The sequence below is a fragment of the Vibrio tubiashii genome, from assembly GCF_028551255.1.
Lineage (GTDB): Bacteria > Pseudomonadota > Gammaproteobacteria > Enterobacterales > Vibrionaceae > Vibrio > Vibrio tubiashii_B.
This window is the reverse complement of the sequence record NZ_CP117029.1, coordinates 2811047-2836495: the sequence shown is the minus strand read 5'-3', so window position 1 is coordinate 2836495 and position 25449 is coordinate 2811047. Positions and strand designations below refer to the sequence as shown.

Annotated in this window: 21 protein-coding genes; 7 read left to right on the top strand and 14 right to left on the bottom strand. The window is 45.5% G+C overall.

The genetic code is table 11. The features are described 5' to 3' along the window. Nucleotides 1-532 precede the first annotated feature (532 nt). Together rraB and LYZ37_RS12985 are read left to right on the top strand one after the other, a co-directional pair. Nucleotides 533-943, top strand: coding sequence for a ribonuclease E inhibitor RraB (gene rraB, locus LYZ37_RS12990; RefSeq protein WP_004747235.1), 411 nt, complete (start codon nt 533-535; stop codon nt 941-943). A gap of 136 nt (nt 944-1079) precedes the next feature. Further along, a complete protein-coding gene (locus LYZ37_RS12985; protein WP_272785757.1) occupies nt 1080-1883 on the top strand; it encodes a glycosyl hydrolase 2 galactose-binding domain-containing protein in 804 nt (267 codons plus the stop codon). On the opposite strand, the gene LYZ37_RS12980 is transcribed toward LYZ37_RS12985, so the two are convergent. The 5 genes from LYZ37_RS12980 to argR form a co-directional block, all read right to left on the bottom strand. Continuing rightward, the gene (locus LYZ37_RS12980; RefSeq protein WP_272785756.1) at nt 1880-2272 is read right to left on the bottom strand and encodes a DUF2061 domain-containing protein; all 393 of its coding nucleotides are present in this window, start codon (nt 2270-2272) and stop codon (nt 1880-1882) included. The genes LYZ37_RS12985 and LYZ37_RS12980 overlap by 4 nt on opposite strands. A 143-nt stretch (nt 2273-2415) precedes the next feature. Continuing rightward, nucleotides 2416-2856, bottom strand: coding sequence for a universal stress protein (locus LYZ37_RS12975; RefSeq protein ID WP_272785755.1), 441 nt, complete (start codon nt 2854-2856; stop codon nt 2416-2418). Between the two features lie 101 nt (nt 2857-2957). Then, a complete protein-coding gene (locus LYZ37_RS12970; protein WP_272785754.1) occupies nt 2958-5537 on the bottom strand; it encodes a TRAP transporter permease in 2580 nt (859 codons plus the stop codon). 233 nt (nt 5538-5770) lie between these two features. Next, entirely contained in the window at nt 5771-6739 is a 969-nt protein-coding gene (locus LYZ37_RS12965; RefSeq protein ID WP_171324963.1) for a TAXI family TRAP transporter solute-binding subunit, read from the bottom strand. 330 nt (nt 6740-7069) lie between these two features. Continuing rightward, nucleotides 7070-7540, bottom strand: coding sequence for a transcriptional regulator ArgR (argR, locus tag LYZ37_RS12960; RefSeq protein WP_004747246.1), 471 nt, complete (start codon nt 7538-7540; stop codon nt 7070-7072). A 333-nt stretch (nt 7541-7873) separates the two neighbouring features. On the opposite strand from argR, the gene mdh reads away from it, so the two are divergent. Beyond that, nucleotides 7874-8806, top strand: a complete 933-nt coding sequence (gene mdh / locus LYZ37_RS12955) for a malate dehydrogenase (protein ID WP_004747247.1) — start codon at nt 7874-7876, stop codon at nt 8804-8806. Nucleotides 8807-8921: 115 nt separating this feature from the next. Continuing rightward, nucleotides 8922-9113 carry a hypothetical protein gene (locus LYZ37_RS12950; RefSeq protein ID WP_272785752.1) on the top strand — a complete coding sequence of 64 codons (192 nt, stop codon included), beginning with the start codon at nt 8922-8924 and terminating at the stop codon, nt 9111-9113. Nucleotides 9114-9175: 62 nt separating this feature from the next. Here LYZ37_RS12950 and LYZ37_RS12945 read toward each other — a convergent pair whose 3' ends face one another. The 5 genes from LYZ37_RS12945 to LYZ37_RS12925 form a co-directional block, all read right to left on the bottom strand. Further along, a complete protein-coding gene (locus LYZ37_RS12945; protein WP_004747250.1) occupies nt 9176-9565 on the bottom strand; it encodes a RidA family protein in 390 nt (129 codons plus the stop codon). A 140-nt stretch (nt 9566-9705) separates the two neighbouring features. Continuing rightward, on the bottom strand, nt 9706-10167 hold the full coding sequence (gene pyrI, locus LYZ37_RS12940; RefSeq protein WP_272785751.1) for an aspartate carbamoyltransferase regulatory subunit: 462 nt from the start codon (nt 10165-10167) through the stop codon (nt 9706-9708). 13 nt (nt 10168-10180) lie between these two features. Then, nucleotides 10181-11110: an aspartate carbamoyltransferase gene (gene pyrB, locus LYZ37_RS12935; RefSeq protein ID WP_272785750.1), complete on the bottom strand. Its 930-nt coding sequence runs from the start codon at nt 11108-11110 to the stop codon at nt 10181-10183. Nucleotides 11111-11361: 251 nt separating this feature from the next. Continuing rightward, nucleotides 11362-12366: an ornithine carbamoyltransferase gene (gene argF, locus LYZ37_RS12930; protein ID WP_272785749.1), complete on the bottom strand. Its 1005-nt coding sequence runs from the start codon at nt 12364-12366 to the stop codon at nt 11362-11364. A gap of 119 nt (nt 12367-12485) precedes the next feature. Beyond that, nucleotides 12486-13862 (bottom strand): PhoH family protein, encoded by a 1377-nt coding sequence (locus tag LYZ37_RS12925; RefSeq protein ID WP_272785748.1) that lies wholly within the window; start codon nt 13860-13862, stop codon nt 12486-12488. 475 nt (nt 13863-14337) lie between these two features. Between LYZ37_RS12925 and rapA the strand changes: the two genes are divergently transcribed. The 3 genes from rapA (at nt 14338) to LYZ37_RS12910 (ending at nt 19120) form a co-directional block, all read left to right on the top strand. Beyond that, the gene (gene rapA / locus LYZ37_RS12920; RefSeq protein WP_272785747.1) at nt 14338-17247 is read left to right on the top strand and encodes an RNA polymerase-associated protein RapA; all 2910 of its coding nucleotides are present in this window, start codon (nt 14338-14340) and stop codon (nt 17245-17247) included. Between the two features lie 135 nt (nt 17248-17382). Further along, the gene (gene rluA, locus LYZ37_RS12915) at nt 17383-18120 is read left to right on the top strand and encodes a bifunctional tRNA pseudouridine(32) synthase/23S rRNA pseudouridine(746) synthase RluA (RefSeq protein WP_272785746.1); all 738 of its coding nucleotides are present in this window, start codon (nt 17383-17385) and stop codon (nt 18118-18120) included. A gap of 37 nt (nt 18121-18157) precedes the next feature. Beyond that, nucleotides 18158-19120: a D-2-hydroxyacid dehydrogenase gene (locus LYZ37_RS12910; protein ID WP_272785745.1), complete on the top strand. Its 963-nt coding sequence runs from the start codon at nt 18158-18160 to the stop codon at nt 19118-19120. A 12-nt stretch (nt 19121-19132) separates the two neighbouring features. On the opposite strand, the gene LYZ37_RS12905 is transcribed toward LYZ37_RS12910, so the two are convergent. The 4 genes from LYZ37_RS12905 to pepA form a co-directional block, all read right to left on the bottom strand. Then, a complete protein-coding gene (locus LYZ37_RS12905; protein WP_272785744.1) occupies nt 19133-19870 on the bottom strand; it encodes a substrate-binding periplasmic protein in 738 nt (245 codons plus the stop codon). A 153-nt stretch (nt 19871-20023) separates the two neighbouring features. Continuing rightward, complete coding sequence (locus tag LYZ37_RS12900; RefSeq protein ID WP_272785743.1) at nt 20024-22897, bottom strand: valine--tRNA ligase; 2874 nt, start codon at nt 22895-22897, stop codon at nt 20024-20026. 377 nt (nt 22898-23274) lie between these two features. Beyond that, complete coding sequence (locus tag LYZ37_RS12895) at nt 23275-23724, bottom strand: DNA polymerase III subunit chi (RefSeq protein WP_272785742.1); 450 nt, start codon at nt 23722-23724, stop codon at nt 23275-23277. Nucleotides 23725-23785: 61 nt separating this feature from the next. Beyond that, a complete protein-coding gene (pepA, locus tag LYZ37_RS12890) occupies nt 23786-25294 on the bottom strand; it encodes a leucyl aminopeptidase (protein WP_004747273.1) in 1509 nt (502 codons plus the stop codon). Nucleotides 25295-25449 lie beyond the last annotated feature (155 nt).

The following is a 25449-nucleotide window of genomic DNA, read 5'->3' as shown; positions in this document are numbered from 1 at the left end:
ATGACAAGTTTGTTATAAAGATGCAAGTCGATTAATTGGATGAGTTATCTAGTAATTGAAGTTAAATTGGCTTAAATTTCTGTGTTTTGTGTTTTTTGTGAGCGTTTTTGATATTTTGTATTTATCATTGATTGCTGACTAAGTTGCGTTGCTATGCGGTCAGTTTTTGCTGCTCATTTGCCAATTTTTAATCATGAAAAGCATAGCTATGCAGAATTTTAGCGCTTTGGATGAAATTAGTATGGGTTTTATGCAATTGCCCTCTTTAGGGCTCTATGCACAGCCTTAAGATAAAAACGCACTTACCTTGATTAAAGAGAAGATGTATCAATTGAGAGAAAATGCTGAATCGCTCCCATGATAAAAAATTGTTAATTTCTCTACTTGAGCGGCGGATCTGACTTGATCTAAGTTGAAGTGACAAAGAAAGATCAGGATCGAACTACATTCTGGGTAGTAATTTGCTTGGATCCATGCGATATTTCGTCGCGGTAAATTATGATCAACTTTGTCACTATCTGGAGCACAACATATGTCTCACGAAGATGAATATCTATCTGTTGAAGAATTAATTGAGATTCAAAAGGAAGAGACTCGCGAAATCATCCAAGCCTTATTAGAAGACGGCAGTGATCCAGATGCACTGTACGAAATTGAGCACCATCTGTTCGCTGAAGATTTTAACACGCTAGAGAAAGCCGTTGTTGAAGCCTTCAAGATGGGTTTCGAAGTGCTTGAAGCAGAAGAGACAGAAGATGAAGACGGCAAGAAGCTACTTTGCTGTGATGCAACGATGGAATCTGCTCTAAACCCTGAAGCAATTGACGCTCAAGTTGAAAAGCTTGTCCACCTTGCTGAAAAGTTCGACATTATTTATGACGGTTGGGGCACCTACTATGAAGGTGAAGATGCCCTTTACCCAGAAGAAGATGACGAAGAGTAATCTCTTCTTTTAATCCGTTTTTTTTAATACCAGCCAATCGGCTGGTATTTTTATTTTGTCTTAAACCACTTATATCTTTTCTTATCGAGTTGGCATTATAATCAGGCAACTTTGATCTAGGACAAGATTTAGATATATGGAACTCTCCCTTGCAGGCCTTTGGCAAGTGTCACCTTTGACCGATTTATCTATCCCTCAGGATGATATTACTTTTCCTGCACCGCTAAGTCAGGTACTGCCTGATTCCTTATCTGAATCTGACATTGTTGCACAAGAATGGCACCTCATGCATGACATTGAGGTCGATGAAGCCATGCTGGCTTTTCCATCCGTTGATTTGATCATGTCTGGTGTCGATTATCACGCTGAAGTCCGTATTAACGGTGTTGCGGTCTTCGATTGCGATCAGACTCAAGCAGAATACAAGAAAGATATCCGCCCATATCTGCAGATGGGGCGAAATCGTTTTGAAGTTCTCTTTTTACAGGAAGATGAGGATTGGTTACTCGGTGAAGAAGAGGGCCAAGACCTCTGCCAACTTGGCGCGCCTGAATATCACAAGCATGATGAACGCCTAGGCATCTGGCATACTCCACGACTTCAGTTCATTCGTAACGTCCGCCTAGAGCATGTGACCACTGAGCAAATTTGGCACCATGGTGGTGGCTGTGAGTTTTTGGTCGATCTGCACTACAAGACATACTCTCCCGGCTTAGTTTCCGCATCGGTCAAGTTTAATGGTATGACTTACCACCTGCCCATTGATGTACGAGACACTCATGCGAGTGCACTGTTTCAGATTGAAGCGCCTATCTATGCCGATAACGAAAACCCCAAGCTCGAAGACTTGTACTTGCTTGAGGTGACTCTCGATGGTCAAACCCAACGTTTTCACATTGGGCTAAGTAAAGATATGTGTGTCTCTCACTATCCGCTTTAAGCGTGAGCACAGCCCCAGTACTGAGTCTCCTGCTGCTTGCGTAGCCAAACTTTTTCGTGAAAATAGTAGGCAACGGTATTAATTGAAGGCTCGATGGCTGCCATGATGCCACCGACAAACGCATCGCCAGTCATCAGATAAACTACACCAAACGCGACACTGAAGTGAACAACGGCAAAGCTAGTGGTTTTGATTTTTGTCGAGCGAGATAAATTGGACAGTAACTTACTCTTTGACCACACGCGCTCATGGATGTAGAAAGCGACTGTGTTGACTGACGGTTCAATCATAGCGATAAGGCTACCAATCAGAATATCACCAGTCAGTAAGTAGGCGACTGTAAATGCAATCGTAAAGTGAATGGTTGCGAATGTGATTGTTTTCTTCATCTTGATAACCCGTGTAATGTCTTGCGATAGGGTTATTATTGAGAATTATTCGCACTAAGTGAAATGGCTTGTTTCAATACAATTAATAGTCAATACCTATTAAAAAGGCGCTCACCGAGCGCCTTTTTGTTAAGTTTACTATTTTATGAGCCTTGTGGCTTGACGACCAAGACATTAATCGGTGAATTCTGTACCACTTTACTGGCAACCGAACCAAGTACGACTTTATCAATCTTAGAGCGCTTATGGCTTGGCATCACAATTAGATCCGCGCCTAGTTTTTCGGCGAAGTCTAAAATGGTCGAGTAAGGTTTACCTTCCGCAACATGAACTTTGTACACCACATCTTCATCGATATGCCTAACCGCAAAGTCTTTCAACTGACTTTCGACATCAGCTTTCATTTTTAGTGCCGCGTCTTTTGGGAAATAGGTCGCGACCATCGACATATGAATACCAGGCAGCACATTAAGTAAGTGTACTTCAGCATTGGAATGCTTAGCATGCCAAACGGCCAGCTCGACCGCTTTATCTGAGAAACCTTTGTCATTGAGATCGACTGGAACAAGAATTTGCTTATACATTGTTATTTCTCTATTTCGTCACCTGTTGCTACAGACAACAGGCGATGTTAATGCATCCTTAGTTTAAGTGTAGCCCCACATACAATGCAGGGCTGACTAAGTTACGCGCTCATCTGTTCCTTTCGAGCTCGTCGTTTTTGGTTGAGACCAAGGCCAATTAAGATGAGTAGAGCTGGGACAAACACCCACTCTTTCATTGGTCGATCCGCTTCAACAACGACTGAACGAATCTCCCAGTCAAAATCAACACCGGCTGACTCTGCAGGGCTACCAAATTCAACCATGTCGACCAACATACGGCCATTGGAATTGTTTAGCATTAGGCCCATCGAAGCAATACGATCTTCGGCTGTTGTTGCTTTATCTTCAAACGGTAGGCGAACCGTTTTAGAGATGTAATCACCTTCTAGGTTTTCACCGGCAACAAGCAGCTCAATCTCTTCACCGACTTTGAGCCCTTCAGTGATCTGTGCGATCTCTGTACCCGGGTAAAGTACTTTGGCTGGGTAGATTTGATCCCACCAGAACCCAGGACGGAAGAAGGTAAAGGTCAAAGCAAGTAGTAGGACAGTCTCCCACCATTTGTTTTTAGTAAACCACCAGCCTTGTGTTGCAGCAGAGAATATCAGCATTGCAATCACGGAAGATATGATCGTGAGCAACAAATGCCACCATGAATCGATACCCATCAACAGGAGCTGAGTATTGAAGATGAACATAAATGGTAAGATCGCGGTTCGAATATCGTAGGTAAAGCCCTGAATACCGGTTCGGATTGGATCTGACTTAGCAATTGCCGCAGCCGCAAAGGCAGCAAGACCTACAGGCGGAGTATCATCCGCAAGGATACCGAAGTAGAACACAAATAGGTGAACGGCAATGAGAGGGATGATCAAACCACTTTGTGCACCTAGGGTAACGATAACTGGAGCCATTAGAGTCGATACAACAATATAGTTTGCTGTTGTAGGTAGACCCATACCTAAGATAAGACTGATCACGGCTGTGAACAGAAGCATTAGGATGATGTTACCGCCAGAGATAAACTCGACGAAGTCCGTCATCACTAAACCGATACCCGTTAGCGTCACAACACCTACAACTGTACCAGCCGCCGCAGTCGCGACACCGATACCAATCATGTTACGTGCGCCTGAGACAAGGCTTTCTAGCAGATCAACAAAGCCTTCTTTTGTTTGCTCGGCAATAGAGCCTTGCTTTGACATGACTGCCATTAGAGGGCGTTGAGTGATCAAGATAAAGATCATGAATACCGTTGCCCAGAAAGCGGATAAGCCAGGAGAGAAACGCTCTACTGTCAAACACCACACTAGAACGACGATTGGCAGTAGGTAGTGCAGGCCTGACTTAATCGTTGGACCTGGATCTGGTACTTCGGTCAGTTCAGCATCGATCTCGATTGCGCCTTCTTTGGCGTATCTAGCGGAGATATTGACTAGGCCAACATAAGCTAATAGCAGCGCGACAGTCACAATTGGAGTGGCTGCGTCACCGAAAACGTCTTTAGTCCAGCCGACACCATAGTAAACCACGGCACTGATCACGCACAGACCAAGAATGGTGCCTGTAAATGAAAGTAAGCTAGCAAGCAGTGTTGGGTTATGACGACGAGGAAGACCAGTCATCCCTGCTTTACATGCTTCTAAGTGAACAATGTAGATCAGAGCGATGTACGAGATTAGAGCAGGAAGAATCGCAGCCTTAATGACCTCGACATACGAGATACCGACATATTCCACCATAAGGAAAGCGGCTGCGCCCATGATAGGTGGCGTTAGCTGACCGTTGGTTGAAGCGGCAACTTCTACCGCGCCTGCTTTTGTTCCCGGGAAACCAACGCGTTTCATTAGGGGAATAGTGAAAGTACCCGTCGTTACAACGTTAGCGATTGAAGATCCTGACACGAGCCCTGATAGGCCAGATGCGACTACGGCAGCTTTCGCAGGGCCGCCTTTCATATGTCCAAGAAGCGAGAACGCCACTTTAATAAAGTAAGCACCCGCACCGGCACGCTCTAGCATGGCACCAAAGAGTACAAACAAGAAAACAAATGAGGTTGATACGCCTAGTGCAACACCGAAAACACCTTCGGTAGTTAGCCACAGGTGAGACATCGCCTTGTTAAGGCTAGCACCTTTGTGAGCAATCACGTCTGGCATGTATGGACCGCCAAAGGTGTACAGTAGGAAGACTGCAGCGACAACCATTAACGGTGGCCCAAGAGCACGACGAGTCGCTTCAAGGAGTAACACCATGCCTATTACGGCAACAACAATATCGAGCGTTGTTGGCGCGCCTGAACGACCCGCAAGCTCGGTATAGAAAATGTAGATATAAGCAGCAGAAAAACTACCTGCCAAAGCAAGCAACCAATCTATCGCTGGAATGCGATCTCTAGGAGAGGTTTTCATCGCAGGGTACGCTGTAAACGCAAGGAACACTGCAAACATCAGGTGAATTGAACGCGCTTCAGTATCGTTGAGTACGCCAAAATTAAAAATGAACGGCAGAGGGGATGCGTACCAAAGTTGGAACAGTGACCAACATAGCGGCACAAACCATAAGATGCGACCAGAAAGCCCTAGCGGGGCACGTGCACCTGTATCGGATTGAGCTACCATTTCTTGCACATCTTGAGACGGAGCTGTTGTCTTCGACATGTACTTAATCCTTATTATAAATGGTCCGTATATTTATGATTATGAGAACCTTTATTTAGCATCTTTTAGTGTAGCGAAAAGATGAAATATTGCTCAGTTGTGTGGTTTTCTTAGGTATAAAACGAGGGTGAGTTTCAAGAGTGTGAAACTCAAAATTTGAATGCAGCGGTTTAGTCGCTGCGACTACGAACCAAGGAGGCATCTGCCTCCTTGGTAAAGAGCGCTTACTTAACTTACTTAAGTAGACCGATCTCTTTGTAGTACTTCTCTGCACCTGGGTGTAGAGGGATAGAAAGACCAGCTTTCACCATGTCTTCTTTCTTCAAGTTTGCAAACGCTGGGTGTAGGCGCTTGAACGTATCGAAGTTTTCAAATACAGATTTAGCAACGTTGTAAGCAACTTCGTCAGAAACGTCTGTTGTTGTTACCATAGTTGCAGCAACACCAAAGCTGTTTACGTCTTTGTCTGTACCACGGTACATGCCTGCAGGTACTGTGCTGTATGCGTAGTAAGGGTTGTTAGCAACGATTTCATCGATCTTCGCACCAGTTGCAGAAACTAGCTTCGCATCACATGAAGTTGTTGCTTCTTTGATAGATCCATTCGGATGGCCAACTACGTAAACAAACGCATCAATCTTGTTGTCACAAAGTGCTTGAGAACGCTCAGAACCTTTCAGCTCAGAAGCCAGTTTGAAGTCGTCGTTCGTCCAACCCATAGCTTCCATCACAACGCCCATTGTTGCGCGGTCACCAGAACCTGGGTTACCGATGTTTACACGTTTACCTTTTAGGTCAGAAACGTTTTCAATACCAGCGTCGCTGCGCGCGATGATGTTGAACGGTTCTGTGTGTAGAGAGAACATTGCACGTAGCTCTTTGTACGGGCCTTGCTCAGCAAACTTACTTGTACCGTTGTAACCGTGGTACTGCCAATCAGACTGAACGATACCGAAGTCTAGTTCACCTGCACGGATAGTGTTCACGTTGTAGATCGAACCACCAGTCGACTCTACAGAACAACGAATATTGTGTTCTTTACGGCCTTTGTTAACTAGCTTACAAATTGCACCACCAGTTGGGTAGTAAACACCAGTTACAGAACCAGTACCAATAGTGATGAACTCTTGAGCGTTAACTGCGCCAGCGCCCATTACAGCAGCTGCAATCGCACCAACTTTAATAAGTTTGTTCAATGCCATGAATTTCCCTTCCTTATTCATTATTAACCCCTAGCAAGTGTAGTTGCTTTGGGCGTTTCCTATTACTGGAAACGGCATCTTTTTCAATCCGTATGTTGAAAAAGTGGCTGAATAATAGCAAAAAATTGGCAAATAATTACACGGATGTTAAAGAATATAGACAATAAACCTGATTATTAACCTAATATGGTTGGAATGTTTCGAGGTTAAAGTTCTTTAAAATCATTGGGTTATACTGAGGGTTTGACTAAGGTATGATTTTTTTAAGATGTGATCTCAATCACGCCGCGAATTTGGCGGCGTGATTTGTATTCTGGCCTTTATATGAAACTAACCTGTGTACTCAAATAGGTCACAAACCGAGGCAAATAGCTGCTCTGTGGTGATCGACAGAGTCGGGGTGATGAAGATGGTATCGTCACCAGCAACCACACCTAAAATGCCTTCCGCCTTACCCAGTGAGTCGAGCAGACGCGCGATTAGCTGTGCAGCACCCGGGCCGGTATGAATCACGACTAACGCGTTGTTGTGGTCGATGTCTAAAACAAGTTCACGAAGTGAACTCGAAACAGTTGGCACGCCCAACTCAGCAGGAAGACAGTAAACCATCTCCATTTTTGCGTTGCGAGTACGTACCGCACCGAACTTGGTCAGCATGCGTGATACTTTCGATTGGTTGATGTTCTCAAACCCTTCGTTTTTAAGAGCTTCCACAATATCGCCTTGGGAGCCAAAACGTTCTTCTTTTAGCAGGGCTTTGAAAGCGCGAACGAGGTTATCTTGTTTTTCAGAATGGCGCATGGTTCTCTTTCTATGTTGGTTTTTATAAAAAGCAAGTGAATATTCTCGCATAGCTATGCAAATAGTGCCAATGTGAAGCCTGATTTCTGTCTAGCATATCACTGTAAATCTGGCAGAAATTATTGACAGAAATCTTGCTTAAACCTTTGTCATTACTGGCGAAGGAGATCATAATGGCGCCCTTGTGTGTGGCACGTTTTTGTCGGATTGCGCAAGGTCGCAAAGCTGACGTTAATTGATTGTAATCAGGTTGTGATTACTATAGTTTGACCTAGTTGATTACAAATCGCTCTACAAAACATATATAAGAGAATCGTCTCAAGGAGAACTACGATGAAAGTAGCCGTTATTGGTGCCGCTGGTGGCATCGGTCAAGCCCTAGCCCTTTTACTAAAAAACCGTCTTCCAGCTGGTTCAGATCTAGCACTGTATGACATCGCACCTGTGACTCCAGGTGTTGCTGCTGATCTAAGCCACATCCCAACGCCAGTATCAATCAAAGGTTACGCAGGTGAAGATCCAACACCAGCACTAGAAGGTGCTGACGTTGTACTTATCTCTGCGGGTGTTGCTCGTAAACCAGGTATGGATCGCGCTGATCTGTTCAATGTGAATGCGGGTATCGTTAAATCTCTTGCGCAAAGAATTGCCGATGTATGTCCTAAAGCGTTAGTAGGAATCATCACTAACCCTGTAAACACGACTGTGCCAATTGCTGCTGAAGTTCTTAAGCAAGCGGGTGTTTATGACAAGCGTCGTCTATTCGGTGTAACCACTCTAGACGTTATTCGTTCTGAAACTTTCGTTGCTGACCTAAAAGACAAAGATCCAGGTGACGTTCGCGTTCCTGTTATCGGTGGCCACTCGGGCGTAACTATCCTGCCTCTACTTTCTCAAGTTGAAGGTGTTGAGTTCACTGATGAAGAAGTTGCAGCACTGACTAAGCGTATTCAAAACGCGGGCACTGAAGTTGTTGAAGCGAAAGCTGGCGGTGGTAGTGCAACACTATCTATGGGCCAAGCGGCTTGTCGTTTCGGTCTTGCTCTTGTTAAAGCGCTTCAAGGTGAAGACGTGATTGAGTACGCTTACGTTGAAGGTGACGGTGAGCACGCACCATTCTTCGCTCAGCCAGTGAAGCTAGGTAAAGAAGGTGTTGAAGAAGTGCTAAGCTACGGTGAGCTAAGTGACTTTGAAAAGTCTGCACTAGATGGCATGCTAGAAACACTGAATGGTGATATCCAAACAGGTGTTGATTTCGTTAAGTAATCAAACTGAAGCTTAATTTGAGAGCCGACTTTTCTAAGTCGGCTTTTTTGATCCTTTTTGCCTATCGAGATGTACACTTAATGAGAGGCAATAGATTCTAGCCAAGGAGTGCGCAATGGAGATCAGTCAAATCGAGAAAGGCATGCTGGTTGAGTGCCAGCAAGGGATCGGAACTGTGCTTGAAGTTGATCAGGAACATGAAGCCGTGGTGATTGAAGAGCGGAATTCTCACCAAAAATTCGAGGTAGATATCAAGGATTTGATGGAAGACCCTCAACTTCATCAGGGGTGCGACAAGTACTACTAGCGCTGAAAGCACCAACAAAAAAGCGAGCTAATCAGCTCGCTTTTTCAATCTATAGCGAAAGCTTATTTGCGTACTGCAATCGCTTCGATTTCGATACCCACATCTTTAGGTAGACGAGCGACTTCAACACATGAACGTGCTGGGTAGTTTGCCACATTGTGCTCATCAAAGAACTTACCGTAAACTTCGTTTACAGTACCGAAGTCGTTTAGGTCTTTAACGAAAACCGTCATTTTTACGATATCTGTAACAGACAGGCCAGACGCTTCTACGACTGCTTTCACGTTGTCTAGAGATTGGCGTGCTTGCTCTGCGATATCTGCAGATACTTCACCAGTAGCTGGGTTTACTGGGATTTGGCCAGAAGTCAGTACCATGTTGCCTAGGTCAACACCTTGTACGTATGGGCCGATTGCTGCTGGAGCTGATTCTGTGTGAAGTACTTTAGTCATTATTATGTTCCATCTATTAAGGGGTGAACAGAATTTAGGGGATTCAGTGTGCCGCGAAATAGCGGTTGGGTAAAGTAAAAATCCTCGCCCAAATCGAGCGAGGAGAGTTAATTTATGCTTATTGAGTAACCCGAGTTCGTTTAACGCTCAGTGACGATTTCACGTGAGAAGACTTTCTCGCAGTATTTACATTTCAAACGAATATCTTCTTTCTTCTCAAATACCTTAAAGCTGCTTTCTACCGGCTCACCGTGAGTAATACAGTTGGTGTTTGGACATTCAAACACGTTGTTAACTTGCTCTGGTAACTCAAGAGGCAGTTTCTTTACCACTTGGTAATCTTCGATCTGATTGACTGTTGCATGCGGGGCATACAGGGCGAGTTTGCTCGCTTGCTCTTCGCTAATAAACACGTTTTCAATCTTAAGCAGATCTTTGTGCCCCAGTGCTGATGAAGGCAGGTTCAAACCGACAGTGACACGCTGCTGTGACTTATGCATTGAAAACAGCTTAAGCACCTTGATACCAATCTGTGCCGGGATGTGGTCGATAACAGTACCGTTTTTAATTGCTTCAACCTGCAATTGAGTTTCTTTAGCCATGGTGATTACCTCATTACAGTGTTTCGTTTAAGACAAGGGCGAGTAGAGCTTGACGGGCGTAAACCCCATTCTCTGCTTGTTCAAAGTAGTAAGCGTGTGGTGTTTTATCGACATCAACCGTAATTTCATCAACACGTGGTAGCGGGTGAAGGACTTTCAAGTTCTCACGCGCATCTTTCAGTAGAGCTGCATTTAGAATGTACGCAGACTTAATATGCGCATACTCAGATTCGTCGAAGCGCTCTTTCTGGACGCGAGTCATATACAGCACATCTAGTTGTGGAATCACACTCTCCATGTCCGTGTGCAGGCTGTATTCGATACCTGACTCATCTAGCTCTTCGCAGATGTAATCTGGCATTGCGAGTGCTTCTGGCGCGATAAAGAAAAAGCGAACATTACTAAATTTCGCCAGTGCCTGAGTCAGAGAGTGAACGGTGCGGCCATATTTCAGGTCACCAACGAAAGCAACATTGAGGTTATCAAGACGACCTTGCGTTTCAGCGATAGAGAACAAATCGAGTAGCGTTTGGGTTGGATGCTGGTTAGCGCCATCGCCACCATTGATTACTGGAACACCATTAGAGAACTCAGAAGCCAATCGCGCAGCACCTTCTTGAGGGTGGCGCATTACAAATGCATCAACATAAGAAGAGATTACTTGTACAGAGTCTGCAAGCGTTTCTCCTTTCTTAGCCAGAGAAGTGTTGCCGCCGTTATCAAAGCCAATCACATCACCACCGATTCGCTGAATAGCGGTTTCGAAAGATAAACGGGTGCGGGTAGATGGCTCAAAAAAGCAGCTTGCAACGACTTTGTTTTTAATCAGCTCTGGCTGCGGATTGGCTTTTAATTCTCCCGCCGTTTTGACAATCAATTCCAGCTCTTCACGAGAAAGCTCAGGAATTGAGATAATATGCTTGTTATAAAGCGTGTTTGTCATAATCATCTTCCCAGTCATGAATTTTAGGCACAAAAAAGCCCCCCATTACGGGAGGCTTTAGAAATCGGTGGAAATAGAAAACAACAGTCCAGATAAGCACGTTGGCTTACCCAATGTAAGACGCTTTGTAGAGCACGAATTACGTGGCATTGTTTTTACTACCTCCAGACAAATTGCCGAGCATTATACGCTGAAGATTTGTTAACGCAAGCGATTACATCGAGGGTTTTAGTGTCGTTTAGTCCCGCCTCTTAAGCACCAAGTGTGGCAACCATCACAGCTTTAATCGTATGCATGCGATTCTCTGCCTCGTCGAAAACAATGGAGTGTTCTGACTCAAATACCTCTTCGCTAACTTCTAAGCCATTCATGCCATATTTATCCGCGACTTGTTTACCTATTACGGTCTCGTCATTGTGGAAGGCAGGTAAGCAATGCATGAACTTAACCTGTGGGTTACCTGTCTTTGCAATCACATCCATGTTGACCTGATACGGTGTCATTTTGGCGACACGTTCATCCCAGGCTTCCGGCGCTTCGCCCATTGAGACCCAAACATCGGTATAGAGGTAATCACAACCTTTGACGCCTTCTTCGACATTTTCAGTAAGGGTGATTTTGGCGCCAGTATGCTGTGCGATCTGTTGGCAGGTGGTAACCAATTCTTGTTCTGGCCAAAAATCTTTTGGTGCGACGAGGCGAATGTCCATTCCCATCTTAGCTGCACCGACTAACAAGGAATTACCCATGTTGTTGCGCGCATCACCTAAGTAGGCGAATTTAATCTCATGCAGTTGCTTGCCACGACCGTGTTCAAGCATAGTGAGGAAATCCGCTAGGATCTGGGTTGGGTGGAATTCGTCGGTGAGGCCATTCCATACGGGTACGCCTGCATGAGCGCCAAGCTCTTCAACGATTGGCTGGCCGAAGCCGCGATACTCTATTCCATCGTACATACGACCTAAAACACGCGCAGTGTCTTTCATTGACTCTTTATGTCCGATCTGAGAACCCGATGGGCCGATATAAGAGACCTGTGCTCCTTGATCAAATGCCGCGACCTCAAAAGCACAGCGCGTACGTGTAGAGGCTTTCTCGAAGATCAAAGCGATGTTTTTGCCGACCAGTTTCTTTTGCTCAGTCCCAGCGTATTTGGCCTTTTTTAAGTCAGCCGATAGATCGAGTAAAAACTGGATCTCTTTAGGGGAGAAATCGAGTAGCTTAAGGAAGTTTCGGTTACGTAGATTAAAGGCCATGCTCCAGTCCTTGAATGTTCATTCATTATTATGGCTTTAGTTAATCATATTTAACCACTGCTTGTGAATAATTATTTTAATAAAGTGCCGAGATATGAATTATATCTCGGCAAATGTGACTATAAATTCTCTTCGGCAAACTCTGCTAAGCGACTGCGAACCACACCGTTAAGGTGAATGTTGGCACTGCCTTCAAAGTTTTTGAAGCGTTCGACCATGTAAGTCAGACCCGATGTCACAGGGGTTAGGTAATGTGAATCTATCTGAGCTAAGTTACCTGAACAGACGATCTTGGTGCCTTCACCACAGCGAGTGATGATGGTTTTGATCTGTGATGCAGTGAGGTTTTGACATTCATCGAGCAGAACAAAGGCATTTTGGATTGAGCGTCCGCGCATAAAGTTGATCGACTTAAACTGAATATTGGCTTTATCGCAGATATATTTAAGCGAGCCTTCAGTACAATGATCATTCTTATGTAGCGCCTCTAAGGTATCGGTCACCGCCGCCAGCCAAGGCATCATTTTTTCCTCTTCACTGCCGGGTAAGAAACCTATCGCTTCACCAATATCAGGCGTGTTGCGGGTAACAATGATCTTATCAAAAATACCTTTCTCTATGGTTTGCTCTAGGGCAGAAGCCATAGCGAGTAGGGTTTTACCACTACCAGCGGCACCAGTTAAGATCACTAAATCGATATCAGGATCAAGGAGAGCATCCAGAGCCATACCTTGGTAGATATTTTTCGGTGTGATATCCCAAGCTCGGCGATGCATCATACGTTCACGGCTAAGATCCTTGATGGTGATTTTATCCGCTTCGATCTCTTCAACTCGCCCGGCAAAGTCACTCTCTTCATCAATGACATATTGATTGATATAAGTGGGCTCGAACGGCTCTCTATCTAAGGTGTGATAGGTTCGGCCTGCCAGATTCTTGCTCTCTACATTGTCAATGTTGCTCCAGAACTCACCTTCGATCTGTTGAAAGCCCTTGGTGAGATACTGAACATCATCAATCAGTTGGTCGGTACGATAATCTTCAACAAAACGCACCCCTGCGCCTTTGGCGCGTAGGCGCATATTGATGTCTTTGGTGACCAAAATGACTTCACGTGGAGCGCGTTTATTTTGTAGGTATAGCACTCCGTTAAGAATGCGATTGTCACCGGCTTTATCGGCAAAGGCTTTAACGGTTTCTTGCAGTTCAAAGTCAGCCAAAATCGCGATATGACCTGTGGCCTCTTTGTCTTTGTTGATAGGAATGCCTTCCGAAATCTCGTCTGGCGTGGCGTCTTTAAACATAGCTTCGAGTGCACGTATTGCCACACGGGCATCACGAGCAACGTCGCGTTTACTGTCTTTAATCCTGTCGAGCTCTTCGAGGACAGTCATCGGGATGACTACATCGTGTTCTTGAAATGAGTAGATGGCTAGTGGTTCGTGTAGCAGAATATTGGTGTCTAGGACAAAAAGCTTCCGGTCTGTGTCACCCATAAGCGTCTCCTTGCCGCGCTGCGGCTTGCTTACCCCTCATACTTTTGCATGAAGTGGTCTACCTGCGGTTGCTTGCAGTAATGTAGCCTGGCAATCAGAGTACGCTGATGGTTTGACTACAAAAACTGCAAACCCGTGTTGATCGTCATCCTATCAAATGCATCTCTCGTGCCAGCCAGAAACTTGACGCTAAATGATGCACTTTCATCAATAAGTATAAGCACGTTTTTCAACACTCTTGTTTAGAAGTGCCACTGATTTCTTACACTTTGATGTCATCCTCATGTTGGACAAAAAATTGTTGGTTTTTGAGGCCTTTGTACGTGACCAATGTCACAGCTTCGAGTAAGATTAGCGACCTTTTTCTGCGCAACGGCTGACACCTTTATTTCTTCGTCAGTTGCCTTTCAAGTTGCGTAAGAGTTACTAAAATAAATAGACCCATTTTTGAATTAATAGATGAGGTAGTCGATTCATGACATTTGCTTTGGGCCAGCGCTGGATCAGCGATACGGAAAGCGACCTAGGTTTAGGAACCGTTGTAGCATTGGATGCTCGTACTGTGACACTAATGTTTGCAGCTTCTGAAGAGAACCGAGTTTACGCTCGAAATGAGGCGCCCGTAACCAGAGTAACCTTTAATGTTGGCGATGTAATTGATAGCCAAGAAGGATGGTCTCTTAAAGTTGAGCAAGTGGTCGAAGACCAAGGGCTATTTAGCTATGTTGGTGTACGCGAAGACAGCGGTGAAGAAGGTGTCATTCTGCGTGAAATTATGCTGAGTAACCAGATTCGTTTTAACAAGCCACAAGATAAGCTGTATGCCGGTCAGATCGACCGCATGGATAACTTTGTGCTTCGTTATCGTGCATTGATGAACCAATATGAACAGCACAGAAGCCCAATGCGTGGCTTGTGTGGTATGCGTGCAGGCTTAATTCCTCATCAGCTTTATATTGCTCATGAAGTCGGTCGCCGCCATGCACCTCGCGTTCTATTAGCCGACGAAGTGGGTCTAGGTAAAACTATTGAAGCGGGGATGATCATTCACCAGCAAGTGCTAGCAGGTCGTGCCGAGCGTATCCTAATCGTGGTACCAGAAACACTACAGCACCAATGGTTGGTTGAGATGATGCGTCGTTTTAATCTGCATTTCTCTATCTTTGATGAAGAACGCTGTATCGAAGCATTTGCCGACTCTGACAACCCTTTTGATACTCAGCAATATGTGCTGTGTTCCCTTGATTTCTTACGTAAGAGTCGTAAGCGTTTCGAGCAAGCTTTAGAAGGTGAATGGGATCTCCTTGTTGTGGATGAAGCGCATCACCTTGAATGGAGCCCAGAACAGCCTAGTCGTGAATACCAAGTGGTTGAAGGACTCGCTGAGCGTACTCCTGGTGTTTTGCTGCTAACCGCTACACCAGAGCAGCTAGGTCGTGAAAGTCACTTTGCCCGTCTACGTCTATTAGACTCAGACCGTTTCTTTGATTATCAAGAGTTTGTCAAAGAAGAAGAGCAATACGCACCAGTTGCCGATTCAGTGAGTGCCTTGTTCTCAGGTCAATCACTAGAGAATGAAGCAAAGAACCAAATTACAGAGCTACTTTCAGAGCAGGACGTCGAGCCACTGTTCCGCATCATCGAAAGCGACTCAGATGAAGAATCCAAAGCGGCCGCGCGTCAGGAGTTAATCGACAATCTGATGGATCGTCACGGCACAGGTCGTGTTTTGTTTAGGAACACACGTGCGGCAATTAAAGGCTTCCCGCAGCGTAACGTTCATCTACTTCCAATGCCAATCCCACAGCAGTACACCACCTCTATGCGTGTATCTGGCATGATTGGTGGCAAGATTAGTCCTGAAGCTCGCGCCTTGAAAAACCTTTACCCAGAGGAGATCTTCCAAGAGTTTGAAGGCGATGATGCAAGCTGGTGGCAGTTTGATAGTCGTGTGAACTGGCTGCTAGAGAAGATTAAAGAGAAGCGTAGCGAGAAAATCTTGGTGATCGCTTCTCGCGCAAGTACCGCGTTACAACTTGAACAAGCGTTACGTGAACGTGAAGGCATTCGAGCAACAGTTTTCCACGAAGGTATGTCGATTCTTGAGCGTGATAAAGCTGCAGCTTACTTCGCACAAGAAGAAGGTGGTGCACAAGTTCTTATCTGTAGTGAAATCGGTTCAGAAGGTCGTAACTTCCAGTTTGCTAACCAACTGGTGATGTTCGATTTACCCTTTAACCCTGACTTGCTTGAGCAACGTATTGGTCGCCTAGACCGTATTGGTCAGAACCGAGATATTGATATCCATGTGCCTTACTTAGAAGGGACGTCGCAGGCTATTTTGGCGCGTTGGTTCGAAGAGGGATTAAATGCGTTTGCGGAAACGTGTCCAACGGGACGTACCGTTTACGACAAGTACTCTGAGCGTTTAATTGAGATGCTGGCATCCGGTGATACCAGTGATCTTAATGAAGTTATTGCAGAATCTGCGGCGTTGAATAAAGATCTTAAAGCGCAACTTGAGCAAGGTCGTGACCGTCTGCTTGAGATGCACTCAAATGGTGGCGAAAAAGCGCAAGCGATTGTCGATAAGATTGCAGCGATCGATGGTGATACTAACCTAGTCACCTTTGCTTTAAGCTTGTTTGATACGATTGGCTTAGACCAAGATGACAAAGGTGAGAACGCGCTCGTGGTGACTCCATCTGAGCATATGCTAGTGCCAAGTTATCCTGGTTTGCCGTACGAAGGTGCCACCATTACCTTTGACCGCGAAACAGCACTCTCTCGTGAAGATATGAACTTCATCAGCTGGGAGCACCCGATGATTCAGGGTGGCATCGACTTACTGATGAGTGAAGGTGTGGGGACGACGGCGGTTTCTCTACTTAAGAACAAAGCACTGCCTGTTGGTACCATGCTGTTAGAGCTTGTTTACAAAGTCGATGCTCAGGCACCTAAGCGCAGTGGTATTAGCCGTTTCTTACCGACAACACCTATCCGCATTATGCTTGATGGTAAAGGTAACGACTTATCCTCACAGGTTGAGTTCGAGAGCTTCAACCGTCAGCTAAGCCCAGTGGGTCGTCATATCGCAACTAAGCTAGTCGCTTCGGTTCAGGCGCAAGTCCACCAATTGGTTGAAGCTGGCGAAAAGCTGATTGTTGAAAAAGTTGATGCGATCCGTAATCAGGCTCAGCAAGAGATGCAAGCGAGCTTGAACAGTGAGCTAGAACGTCTACAAGCTTTGAAAGCGGTTAACCCAAACATTCGTGATGAAGAGATTGAAGCGATTGATGGGCAAATCAAAGAGCTTACGGGCTACATCGGCCAAGCTCAGTATCAGTTGGATTCGTTACGTATGATAGTCGTCAGTCACAACTGATTTTCGTCGTCCGCGTCATTCCTGAATTGAGGAACGAAATGTCAGGAATCTCTCCAATCGTCAGAGATTCCCGACTACACTCCTTCGTCGCTATCGGGAATGACGTTTCTGTTCTTATGGGAAAGAGAGCCTGTCATGGCAATGACTGAATACAACCCGCCGCAAGAGCCTTGGGTTGATGTGGTGTTTGAAGATGAACATATCTTGGTGGCTAATAAACCATCGGGACTCTTGTCTGTGCCGGGTCGTTTAGCAGAGCATTACGATAGTTTGTGGTCGCGCTTAGTTGAACTCTACCCTGAGATCCAAGTGGTACATCGCCTCGATATGGATACATCGGGCTTGATGCTGTTGGCTAAACATAAACAAGCGGAACGCTCGCTTAAGAAGCAGTTTCAATATCGCTTGACGCACAAAGTCTACTACGCGCGTGTCTGGGGGCATGTTGAGCAGCCTGAGGGAGAAGTTGACCTGCCTTTGATTTGCGATTGGGAAAACCGTCCAAGGCAGAAAGTTTGCTTTGAACACGGCAAGCCTTCAAAAACTTTGTATCAGGTGGTCAAACACGAAGAGAAAACCACGATTGTTAGATTGCTACCGATTACGGGTCGCTCCCACCAGCTTCGGGTACATATGCAGGCATTGGGCTACCCGATCGTCGGTGATGAGTTTTACTCACAAGGAGAGGCCTTTGAGTTTTCTTCGCGCTTAGAACTTCATGCCGCTGAACTTAGTTTTTATCATCCGGATACTGAGTTATTGCAAACTCGCTTTGTTCCATGTGATTTCTATCTTGAAGCAGAAGCGATGATCTTTAACTATTTTCCACTTGTGCGAGAATTACCAGATTATAAATTGCTGCCACGCCCATAATAATTCAAGGATAGATTCGGCAGCGCAAGGAGATCTTATGTCGCTGTCTACTGTTGTTTTTCTGGATCGTGCTACGATCCCAACTCAAATTGAATTGCCTCACCTACCTTTCGATCATCAGTGGATCGAGTATGATTTCACTGCACCAGAATTAGTTGTCGAGAGAGCCAAAGATGCCCAAATCGTCATTACTAATAAAGTCGTTTTGGATCGAGGTGTCTTAGCTCAGTTACCTAACCTAAAGCTTGTCGCTGTCTCGGCTACAGGTTTCAACAATGTTGATACGCTTTGCTGTAAAGAGCGCGGCATCGCGGTGGCTAATGTTCAAGGTTATGCGACACAGTCCGTTCCAGAGCATGTCATCGCAATGATGTTCGCATTAAAGCGCAACTTAAAAGGCTATCATAACGATATCGCTGCCGGAGAGTGGCAGCGCAATAAACAGTTTTGCTTTTTTACTCACCCAATCAGTGATACGGCGGGCTCGACAATGGGTGTGATTGGCGGCGGTGCGTTAGGCCAAGCAACAGCAGCGTTAGCTAAGGCATTGGGCATGCACGTATTGTTTGCTGAGCACAAAGGTACGAAGGCGTGTCGTGAGGGCTATTTACCTTTCGAGCAGGTGTTAGCTGTTTCTGATGTCCTGACATTGCACTGTCCATTGAACGAGCAGACAAAACACCTTATTGGTCGCCAAGAGCTGTCATCAATGAAACCTTCAAGTATTGTCATCAATACCGGACGTGGCGGCTTAGTCGATGAAGAAGCCCTAATTGATGCACTTAAGCATGGTGTGATAAGAGGCGCTGGGTTTGATGTGTTTACCGATGAGCCTGCGGATGAGTCCAACTCTTTGATTGCTAACATGCACCTACCGAACTTACTTCTTACCCCGCATGTTGCGTGGGGCAGTGACTCTTCGATTCAAAAGCTTGCCGATATTCTGATCGATAACATTGTTGCGTTTACTGAGGGCAGAGAGCAAAACCGCGTAGTCTAGTTCTCTAGTTCTCTAGTTCTCTAGTTCTCCCTTAGCGGCTTTTAACTCTGTTAAGCCCTGATTAAATATCTCCATTAATGCCATCGCTTCGGGGTGAGCTTTGGAAAACATTAAATAGCTGTCATTGGTCAGGAAAGGTTTTGGGTTATAGGTGATCAACTGCTGTGTTTCTATCGGCAGTTTACTTAGTGAGAACATGCCAATATGTTTCTCTTCTGGGACAAGTTCAACTCGACGATATTTAAGCAGTTGAAAGGCTTTGGTTGGGCTTTCAACTCGATTCATTTTGATGGATTGGCTCTCTAGCAACTGATCGAGCTCAGCGCCATAACTGTAGCCCAGTCCGCCTCCAAGCAGCTTTCCTTCTAAGTCAGCCAAAGTTTGCCAATCGAAAGGCTTTTCGCGCAGATGAAAAAAGACAAACTGCTCTTGGGCAACAGGATCGCTGTACATGAAGAATTCGGTACGCTCTTCGGCATACATCCAAACTGCAGTCGCGACGTACTCACCTTCGCTCGCCTTTTTGTAAGCTCTTTTCCAAGGGTAAAAGTGGAACTCAACCTGGTAGCCCTTATTGGCAAAAACTTGCTGGATGGTTTGACCAACATAACCGTAGTTTTCAAGCTTCTCGCCGATAAAGGGAGCCCAGTTACCAGCTGCAATTTTGATGACTTTAGGAGGTTCATTTGCAAACGAAAAGGGAGAGAGCAACAGAAGCAGAGCGCTTGATAATAGCAAGTAGTACGGCATATAGGCTCCTGCTTCATTCGTCCTCTATTAAAGTTAGAAGATAATTTACCAGTGACCAAGCCAAGGTTCAAAAACATCCCGACGCTTAAGTAAACAAAAAAGGCCAGTCATGATGACTGGCCTTTGTATCTTTTAAGCATTTATTTGCTTATCTTAAAGCGCAGCAATTGTCGCTTTCTGCTCTTCAAGCTTGGCTAGTGTTTCTTGGTAACCCACTAGTTTTTCACGCTCTTTCGCGATAACCGCTTCAGGTGCTTTAGCAACGAAACCTTCGTTACCTAGTTTACCTTCGATACGCTTGATTTCGCCGTGCGTTTTTTGCACTTCTTTATCAAGACGAGCAAGTTCTGCATCTTTGTCGATAAGACCTGCCATAGGGATCATCAGTTCAGATTGACCCACTAGCTTAGTCGCACATGCAGGAGTCTCAGCGTCTTGAGCTAGCACTGTGAGGCTATCTAGCTTAGCAAGAGAGTTCAGAACAACTTTGTTTGCTTCGATACGTGCAGCGTCTTTCTCGTTCGCAACCTTGATCATTACTTCTAGACCTTTGCTAGGTGCAATGTCGTACTCTGCACGTAGGTTACGGATAGCCGTGATGAAAGTCTTAACCCACTCGATGTCTTCTACGATCTCAGCGTTGAAGTTCTCTTCATTAAACTGAGGAAGCGCTTGAGTCATGATAGTGTCGCCTTCAACACCGTCTACTAGCGGCTTAACGCTCTGCCAGATAGATTCAGTGATGTAAGGTAGCACTGGGTGAGCAAGACGTAGTGTCTTCTCTAACACAGTGATCAGCATGTAGCGAGTCGCTTGTTGCTGAGCTTCAGTACCTTTCCAAAGAACTGGCTTAGTTAGCTCTAGGTACCAGTCACAGAATTGGTTCCAGATGAATTCGTAAAGTGTGTTCGCTGCCATGTCTAGACGGTAATTGTCTAGGTGAGCGTTAAACTCTTTCGCTGCTAGTTCAAACTGAGACTCGATCCATTTGTCCGCTAGAGAGAATTCCATGTTTGCACGCTCTTCAGCTGATAGTGACATGCCACAATCGTGCTCTTCTGTATTCATTAGTACGTAACGGCTTGCGTTCCATAGCTTGTTACAGAAGTTACGGTAACCTTCAAGACGCTTCATATCCCAGTTGATGTCACGGCCAGTAGAAGCCATAGCAGCAAGAGTAAAACGCAGTGCGTCAGTACCGTATGGTTCGATACCGTTTTCGAACGTCTTACGTGTGTTCTTCTCGATCTTCTTCGCTAGCTGAGGCTGCATCATGTTGCCACAACGCTTCTCTACTAAAGACTCAAGGTCGATACCATCGATCATGTCGATCGGGTCAAGAACGTTACCTTTAGACTTAGACATCTTGTCGCCGTTTTCGTCACGGATTAGGCCCGTTACGTAAACAGTCTTAAATGGTACTTGAGATTTACCGTTTTCATCTTTGTTGAAGTGCATGGTCATCATGATCATACGTGCAACCCAGAAGAAGATGATGTCGAAGCCCGTTACTAGCACGTCTGAAGGGTGGAATGTCTTCAGGTCTTCAGTTTGCTCAGGCCAGCCTTGAGTACCGAACGTCCATAGCGCAGAAGAGAACCATGTATCAAGTACGTCGTCGTCTTGGCGAAGAACAACAACAGGTGCAAGGTTGTTGTTTGCACGTACTTCTTCTTCAGTACGACCTACATAAACATTGCCGTCGTTGTCGTACCAAGCTGGGATACGGTGACCCCACCAAAGCTGACGAGAGATACACCAGTCTTGAATGTCACGCATCCAAGAGAAGTACATGTTTTCGTACTGTTTAGGAACGAATTGGATTTCACCATCTTCAACCGCTTTAACTGCAGGCTCAGCAAGAGGTGCAGCACGTACGTACCATTGGTCAGTTAGCATTGGCTCAATAACCACGCCACCACGGTCTCCGTAAGGAACCGTTAGGTCGTGATCTTTGATCTCGTCTAGTAGACCAAGTTCTTCAAATTCCGCAACGATCGCTTTACGTGCAGCAAAGCGCTCCATACCGTGGTATTTAGCAGGTAGCTCAGTTGAGTAAACATCGCTTGCTTCACCGTTAGTAGTGAAGACTTCAGCCGCATCACGGATGTCTGCGTTGAAAGTTAGGATGTTGATCATTGGTAGCTGGTGGCGCTTACCAACTTCGTAGTCATTGAAGTCGTGCGCAGGCGTGATCTTCACACAACCTGTGCCTTTTTCCATATCTGCATGCTCATCGCCTACGATAGGGATCAGACGGTTAACGACAGGAAGTAGGATCTCTTTACCGATAAGATCTTTGTAACGTGGGTCTTCTGGGTTAACAGCGACACCAGTATCACCAAGCATGGTTTCAGGACGTGTTGTCGCAACAACAATGTAGTCTTTACCTTCCGCTGTTTTCACACCATTTGCTAGTGGGTAGCGGAAGTGCCACATGTGACCTTTTTTGTCTTTGTTTTCAACTTCAAGATCAGAAATCGCTGTGTGCAGTTTAGGATCCCAGTTTACTAGACGCTTACCACGATAGATTAAGTCTTCTTCGTACAGGCGAACAAATACTTCTTGAACAGCGTTTGATAGGCCATCATCCATAGTGAAACGCTCGCGGTCCCAGTCTACAGATGCGCCTAGGCGACGGAGCTGCTTAGTGATTGTGCCACCAGATTCGTTCTTCCATTCCCAGATTTTGTCGATGAAAGCATCACGACCGTAATCGTGTTTAGTCTTGCCTTCTTCAGCCGCGATCTTACGCTCAACAACCATTTGAGTTGCGATACCAGCGTGGTCAGTACCTACTTGCCAAAGGGTGTTTTTGCCCTTCATACGTTCAGCACGGATCAGAGTATCCATGATGGTGTCTTGGAACGCGTGGCCCATGTGTAGGCTACCAGTGACGTTCGGTGGCGGGATCATGATGCTGTATGATTCTTTCGTCGTGTCACCGTGTGGCTTAAAGTAGCCTTTCTCTTCCCAAGCTTGGTATAAAGCTTGTTCAATTGAAGTTGGGTTGTATGTCTTTTCCATAGCTATAGATATTCTGCTGATAGGTCTGGTTTAATTCTAAGTCAATCTTTATAAGTGAGGGATCTCTAACAAGATCGCCTTAGCTATAAGGATTGACCGGTTGTGTTTGTTGCTAGGGCCTGTTGACCTTTCGCGGTTAAATTTTGTTCGAGATAAAATCGTTTTAGGCGCGGCAAGGGGTGTGTAGCCTAGCATTCTAAGTAAATACCCCTTAACAAAGCATAAAACGATTTTAGCCGAACCCTTCGGGCAGCGTTTGTGGTTCATTTCTACTGCGTTATCGGCTTTTCATGTAGGCAAGCTACATTTCAAAGCCTCTGCCTTGTATAAATTTTCCACAAACAGCTGCAAAAATCAGCTCGAAAGGTCAACAGACCCTATTTGTGTTCGATCTCAATCGTTTGTAGCTGATAGCCCGCTTGGCGGTAGATTTTATATCTTTCTCGCGCCAGTTGCTTGGCTTTTTCTTCGCAAGGGACGAAGTCTACCACCTCAGCAAACTTGTTCGCAAAGGTTGTCTCATTTTCCGCCAAATTTATTACCAATTGTCGGTTCCAAGAAGGTTTAACCCCTTGGTAACCAATCTCGATGTTGGTGCCGTATCTTGGCCCTTCACCCACTAGATTATGGGCAACAAATTGTTTGGCATCGACTTGCCAGAAAAATTCAGCGATTTGTTCAGCGTGAGATTTATCGTTGCAATTGAGATAAACCTTAGCACCTTGCTTGGCGAAATGATGCGCAAGAAACAATACATACAAACCAAACCCCTGAGCTTCAGCCTGAGGAGAGTCTGGATTGATAATGTAAAAGGTTGCATTCGCCATATCTGCTCGCTGTTAGTAGATACAAAAAAGGGCCTTGCGGCCCTTTTTAAGATTGTGAGGATTATTCCTCTGTCTCTTGGCCACTGCGGTTAAGCAGGAATTGGACAAGCATTGAGACCGGACGGCCAGTTGAGCCTTTCGCTGCACCTGATTTCCACGCAGTACCTGCGATATCAACATGCGCCCAGTGGTATTTCTTGGCGAACTTAGATAGGAAGCAACCTGCAGTGATAGTACCGCCAGGGCGACCACCAATGTTTGCCATATCAGCAAATGGGCTCTTAAGTTGCTCGTGGTATTCGTCTGCCATAGGTAGACGCCATGCACGGTCACTTGCTTGCTCAGAAGCATTCACTAGCTCGTGAGACAGTGGGTTGTGGTTAGAGATAACACCACTGATATGGTGACCAAGTGCGATAACACAAGCACCCGTTAACGTTGCAACGTCTACAACACACTCTGGCTCGTAGCGTTCTACGTAAGTCAGCGCGTCACACAATACTAGGCGACCTTCAGCATCAGTGTTGAGTACTTCAACGGTTTGGCCTGACATCGTAGTTAGAATGTCACCTGGACGGTAAGCGTTGCTACCCGGCATGTTTTCACAGCCAGCAAGAACAGCAACCACATTGATTGGTAGGTTCAGTTTTGCCAGTGCTTTCATTGTACCGAATACAGATGCCGCACCACACATGTCGTACTTCATCTCATCCATACCTTCGCCAGGTTTCAGTGAGATACCGCCTGAATCGAAAGTAAGACCTTTACCAACAAGGACAATTGGTTTCGCTTCTGGATCTGGGTTGCCCTTGTACTCCATGATAGACATCATAGATTCATTCTTAGAGCCACGACCTACCGCTAGGTATGAAGTCATGCCCAGTTTTTCCATCTCTTGCTCACCAATGATCTTGGTTGTCACTGTCTCGTAATCGTCAGCTAGGCGACGCGCTTGAGAAGCAAGGTAAGCAGGGTTAGCGATGTTTGGTGGCATGTTGCCAAGATCTTTGGATGCTTTTACACCAGAAGAGATAGCAAGACCGTGTGCGATCGCTTTCTCACCTAGGTTTAGCTCACGACGTGTTGGTACGTTAAATACCAGTTTACGTAGTGGTCGACGAGTTTCTGGCTTTTGGCTCTTGAACTGATCGAAGGTGTATAGACCATCTTTTGTTGCTTCAACCGCTTGGCGAACTTTCCAGTAAGTATCACGGCCTTTAACGTGCAGTTCTGTTAGGAAACATACCGCTTCCATTGAACCTGTTTCGTTAAGAGTGTTGATAGTCTTTTGGATGATCTCTTTGTATTGACGCTCACCCAGTTCACGTTCTTTACCACAACCAACCAGTAAAACGCGCTCAGACAGTACACCTGGTACTTGATGAAGCAGTAGCATCTGCCCCGGTTTTCCTTCTAGGTCACCACGGCGAAGTAGTGAACTAATATAGCCATCGCTGATTTTATCTAGCTGCTCGGCAACTGGAGAAAGGCGACGTGGCTCGAACACGCCCACAACGATACATGCGCTGCGCTGTTTCTCTGGACTGCCACTTTTTACACTGAACTCCATGCGTACTCCTACATCCTGAAGACAAATAGAACTAAATGTTAGATAATGCCGTCTTACTTGTTGATTCCTTACTCGGAACTATTCTTAAATAAGCGCATTAACAGTTAGCCAAAAATTTAAAAATAAAAGGTTCAACGGGAAATTATAGTGATTCA

What these genes read in the sequence shown, in the direction of transcription:
- rluA (WP_272785746.1), top strand. Translation starts at nt 17,383, where the DNA reads ATGGCAATGACTGAATACAACCCGCCGCAAGAGCCTTGGGTTGATGTG.
- mdh (WP_004747247.1), top strand. Translation starts at nt 7,874, where the DNA reads ATGAAAGTAGCCGTTATTGGTGCCGCTGGTGGCATCGGTCAAGCCCTA.
- pepA (WP_004747273.1), bottom strand. Translation starts at nt 25,294, where the DNA reads ATGGAGTTCAGTGTAAAAAGTGGCAGTCCAGAGAAACAGCGCAGCGCA.
- LYZ37_RS12905 (WP_272785744.1), bottom strand. Translation starts at nt 19,870, where the DNA reads ATGCCGTACTACTTGCTATTATCAAGCGCTCTGCTTCTGTTGCTCTCT.
- LYZ37_RS12910 (WP_272785745.1), top strand. Translation starts at nt 18,158, where the DNA reads ATGTCGCTGTCTACTGTTGTTTTTCTGGATCGTGCTACGATCCCAACT.
- pyrI (WP_272785751.1), bottom strand. Translation starts at nt 10,167, where the DNA reads ATGGCTAAAGAAACTCAATTGCAGGTTGAAGCAATTAAAAACGGTACT.
- LYZ37_RS12900 (WP_272785743.1), bottom strand. Translation starts at nt 22,897, where the DNA reads ATGGAAAAGACATACAACCCAACTTCAATTGAACAAGCTTTATACCAA.
- LYZ37_RS12950 (WP_272785752.1), top strand. Translation starts at nt 8,922, where the DNA reads ATGGAGATCAGTCAAATCGAGAAAGGCATGCTGGTTGAGTGCCAGCAA.
- LYZ37_RS12985 (WP_272785757.1), top strand. Translation starts at nt 1,080, where the DNA reads ATGGAACTCTCCCTTGCAGGCCTTTGGCAAGTGTCACCTTTGACCGAT.
- LYZ37_RS12925 (WP_272785748.1), bottom strand. Translation starts at nt 13,862, where the DNA reads ATGGGTGACACAGACCGGAAGCTTTTTGTCCTAGACACCAATATTCTG.
- rraB (WP_004747235.1), top strand. Translation starts at nt 533, where the DNA reads ATGTCTCACGAAGATGAATATCTATCTGTTGAAGAATTAATTGAGATT.
- LYZ37_RS12980 (WP_272785756.1), bottom strand. Translation starts at nt 2,272, where the DNA reads ATGAAGAAAACAATCACATTCGCAACCATTCACTTTACGATTGCATTT.
- rapA (WP_272785747.1), top strand. Translation starts at nt 14,338, where the DNA reads ATGACATTTGCTTTGGGCCAGCGCTGGATCAGCGATACGGAAAGCGAC.
- LYZ37_RS12965 (WP_171324963.1), bottom strand. Translation starts at nt 6,739, where the DNA reads ATGGCATTGAACAAACTTATTAAAGTTGGTGCGATTGCAGCTGCTGTA.
- argR (WP_004747246.1), bottom strand. Translation starts at nt 7,540, where the DNA reads ATGCGCCATTCTGAAAAACAAGATAACCTCGTTCGCGCTTTCAAAGCC.
- argF (WP_272785749.1), bottom strand. Translation starts at nt 12,366, where the DNA reads ATGGCCTTTAATCTACGTAACCGAAACTTCCTTAAGCTACTCGATTTC.
- LYZ37_RS12895 (WP_272785742.1), bottom strand. Translation starts at nt 23,724, where the DNA reads ATGGCGAATGCAACCTTTTACATTATCAATCCAGACTCTCCTCAGGCT.
- LYZ37_RS12970 (WP_272785754.1), bottom strand. Translation starts at nt 5,537, where the DNA reads ATGTCGAAGACAACAGCTCCGTCTCAAGATGTGCAAGAAATGGTAGCT.
- LYZ37_RS12945 (WP_004747250.1), bottom strand. Translation starts at nt 9,565, where the DNA reads ATGACTAAAGTACTTCACACAGAATCAGCTCCAGCAGCAATCGGCCCA.
- pyrB (WP_272785750.1), bottom strand. Translation starts at nt 11,110, where the DNA reads ATGACAAACACGCTTTATAACAAGCATATTATCTCAATTCCTGAGCTT.
- LYZ37_RS12975 (WP_272785755.1), bottom strand. Translation starts at nt 2,856, where the DNA reads ATGTATAAGCAAATTCTTGTTCCAGTCGATCTCAATGACAAAGGTTTC.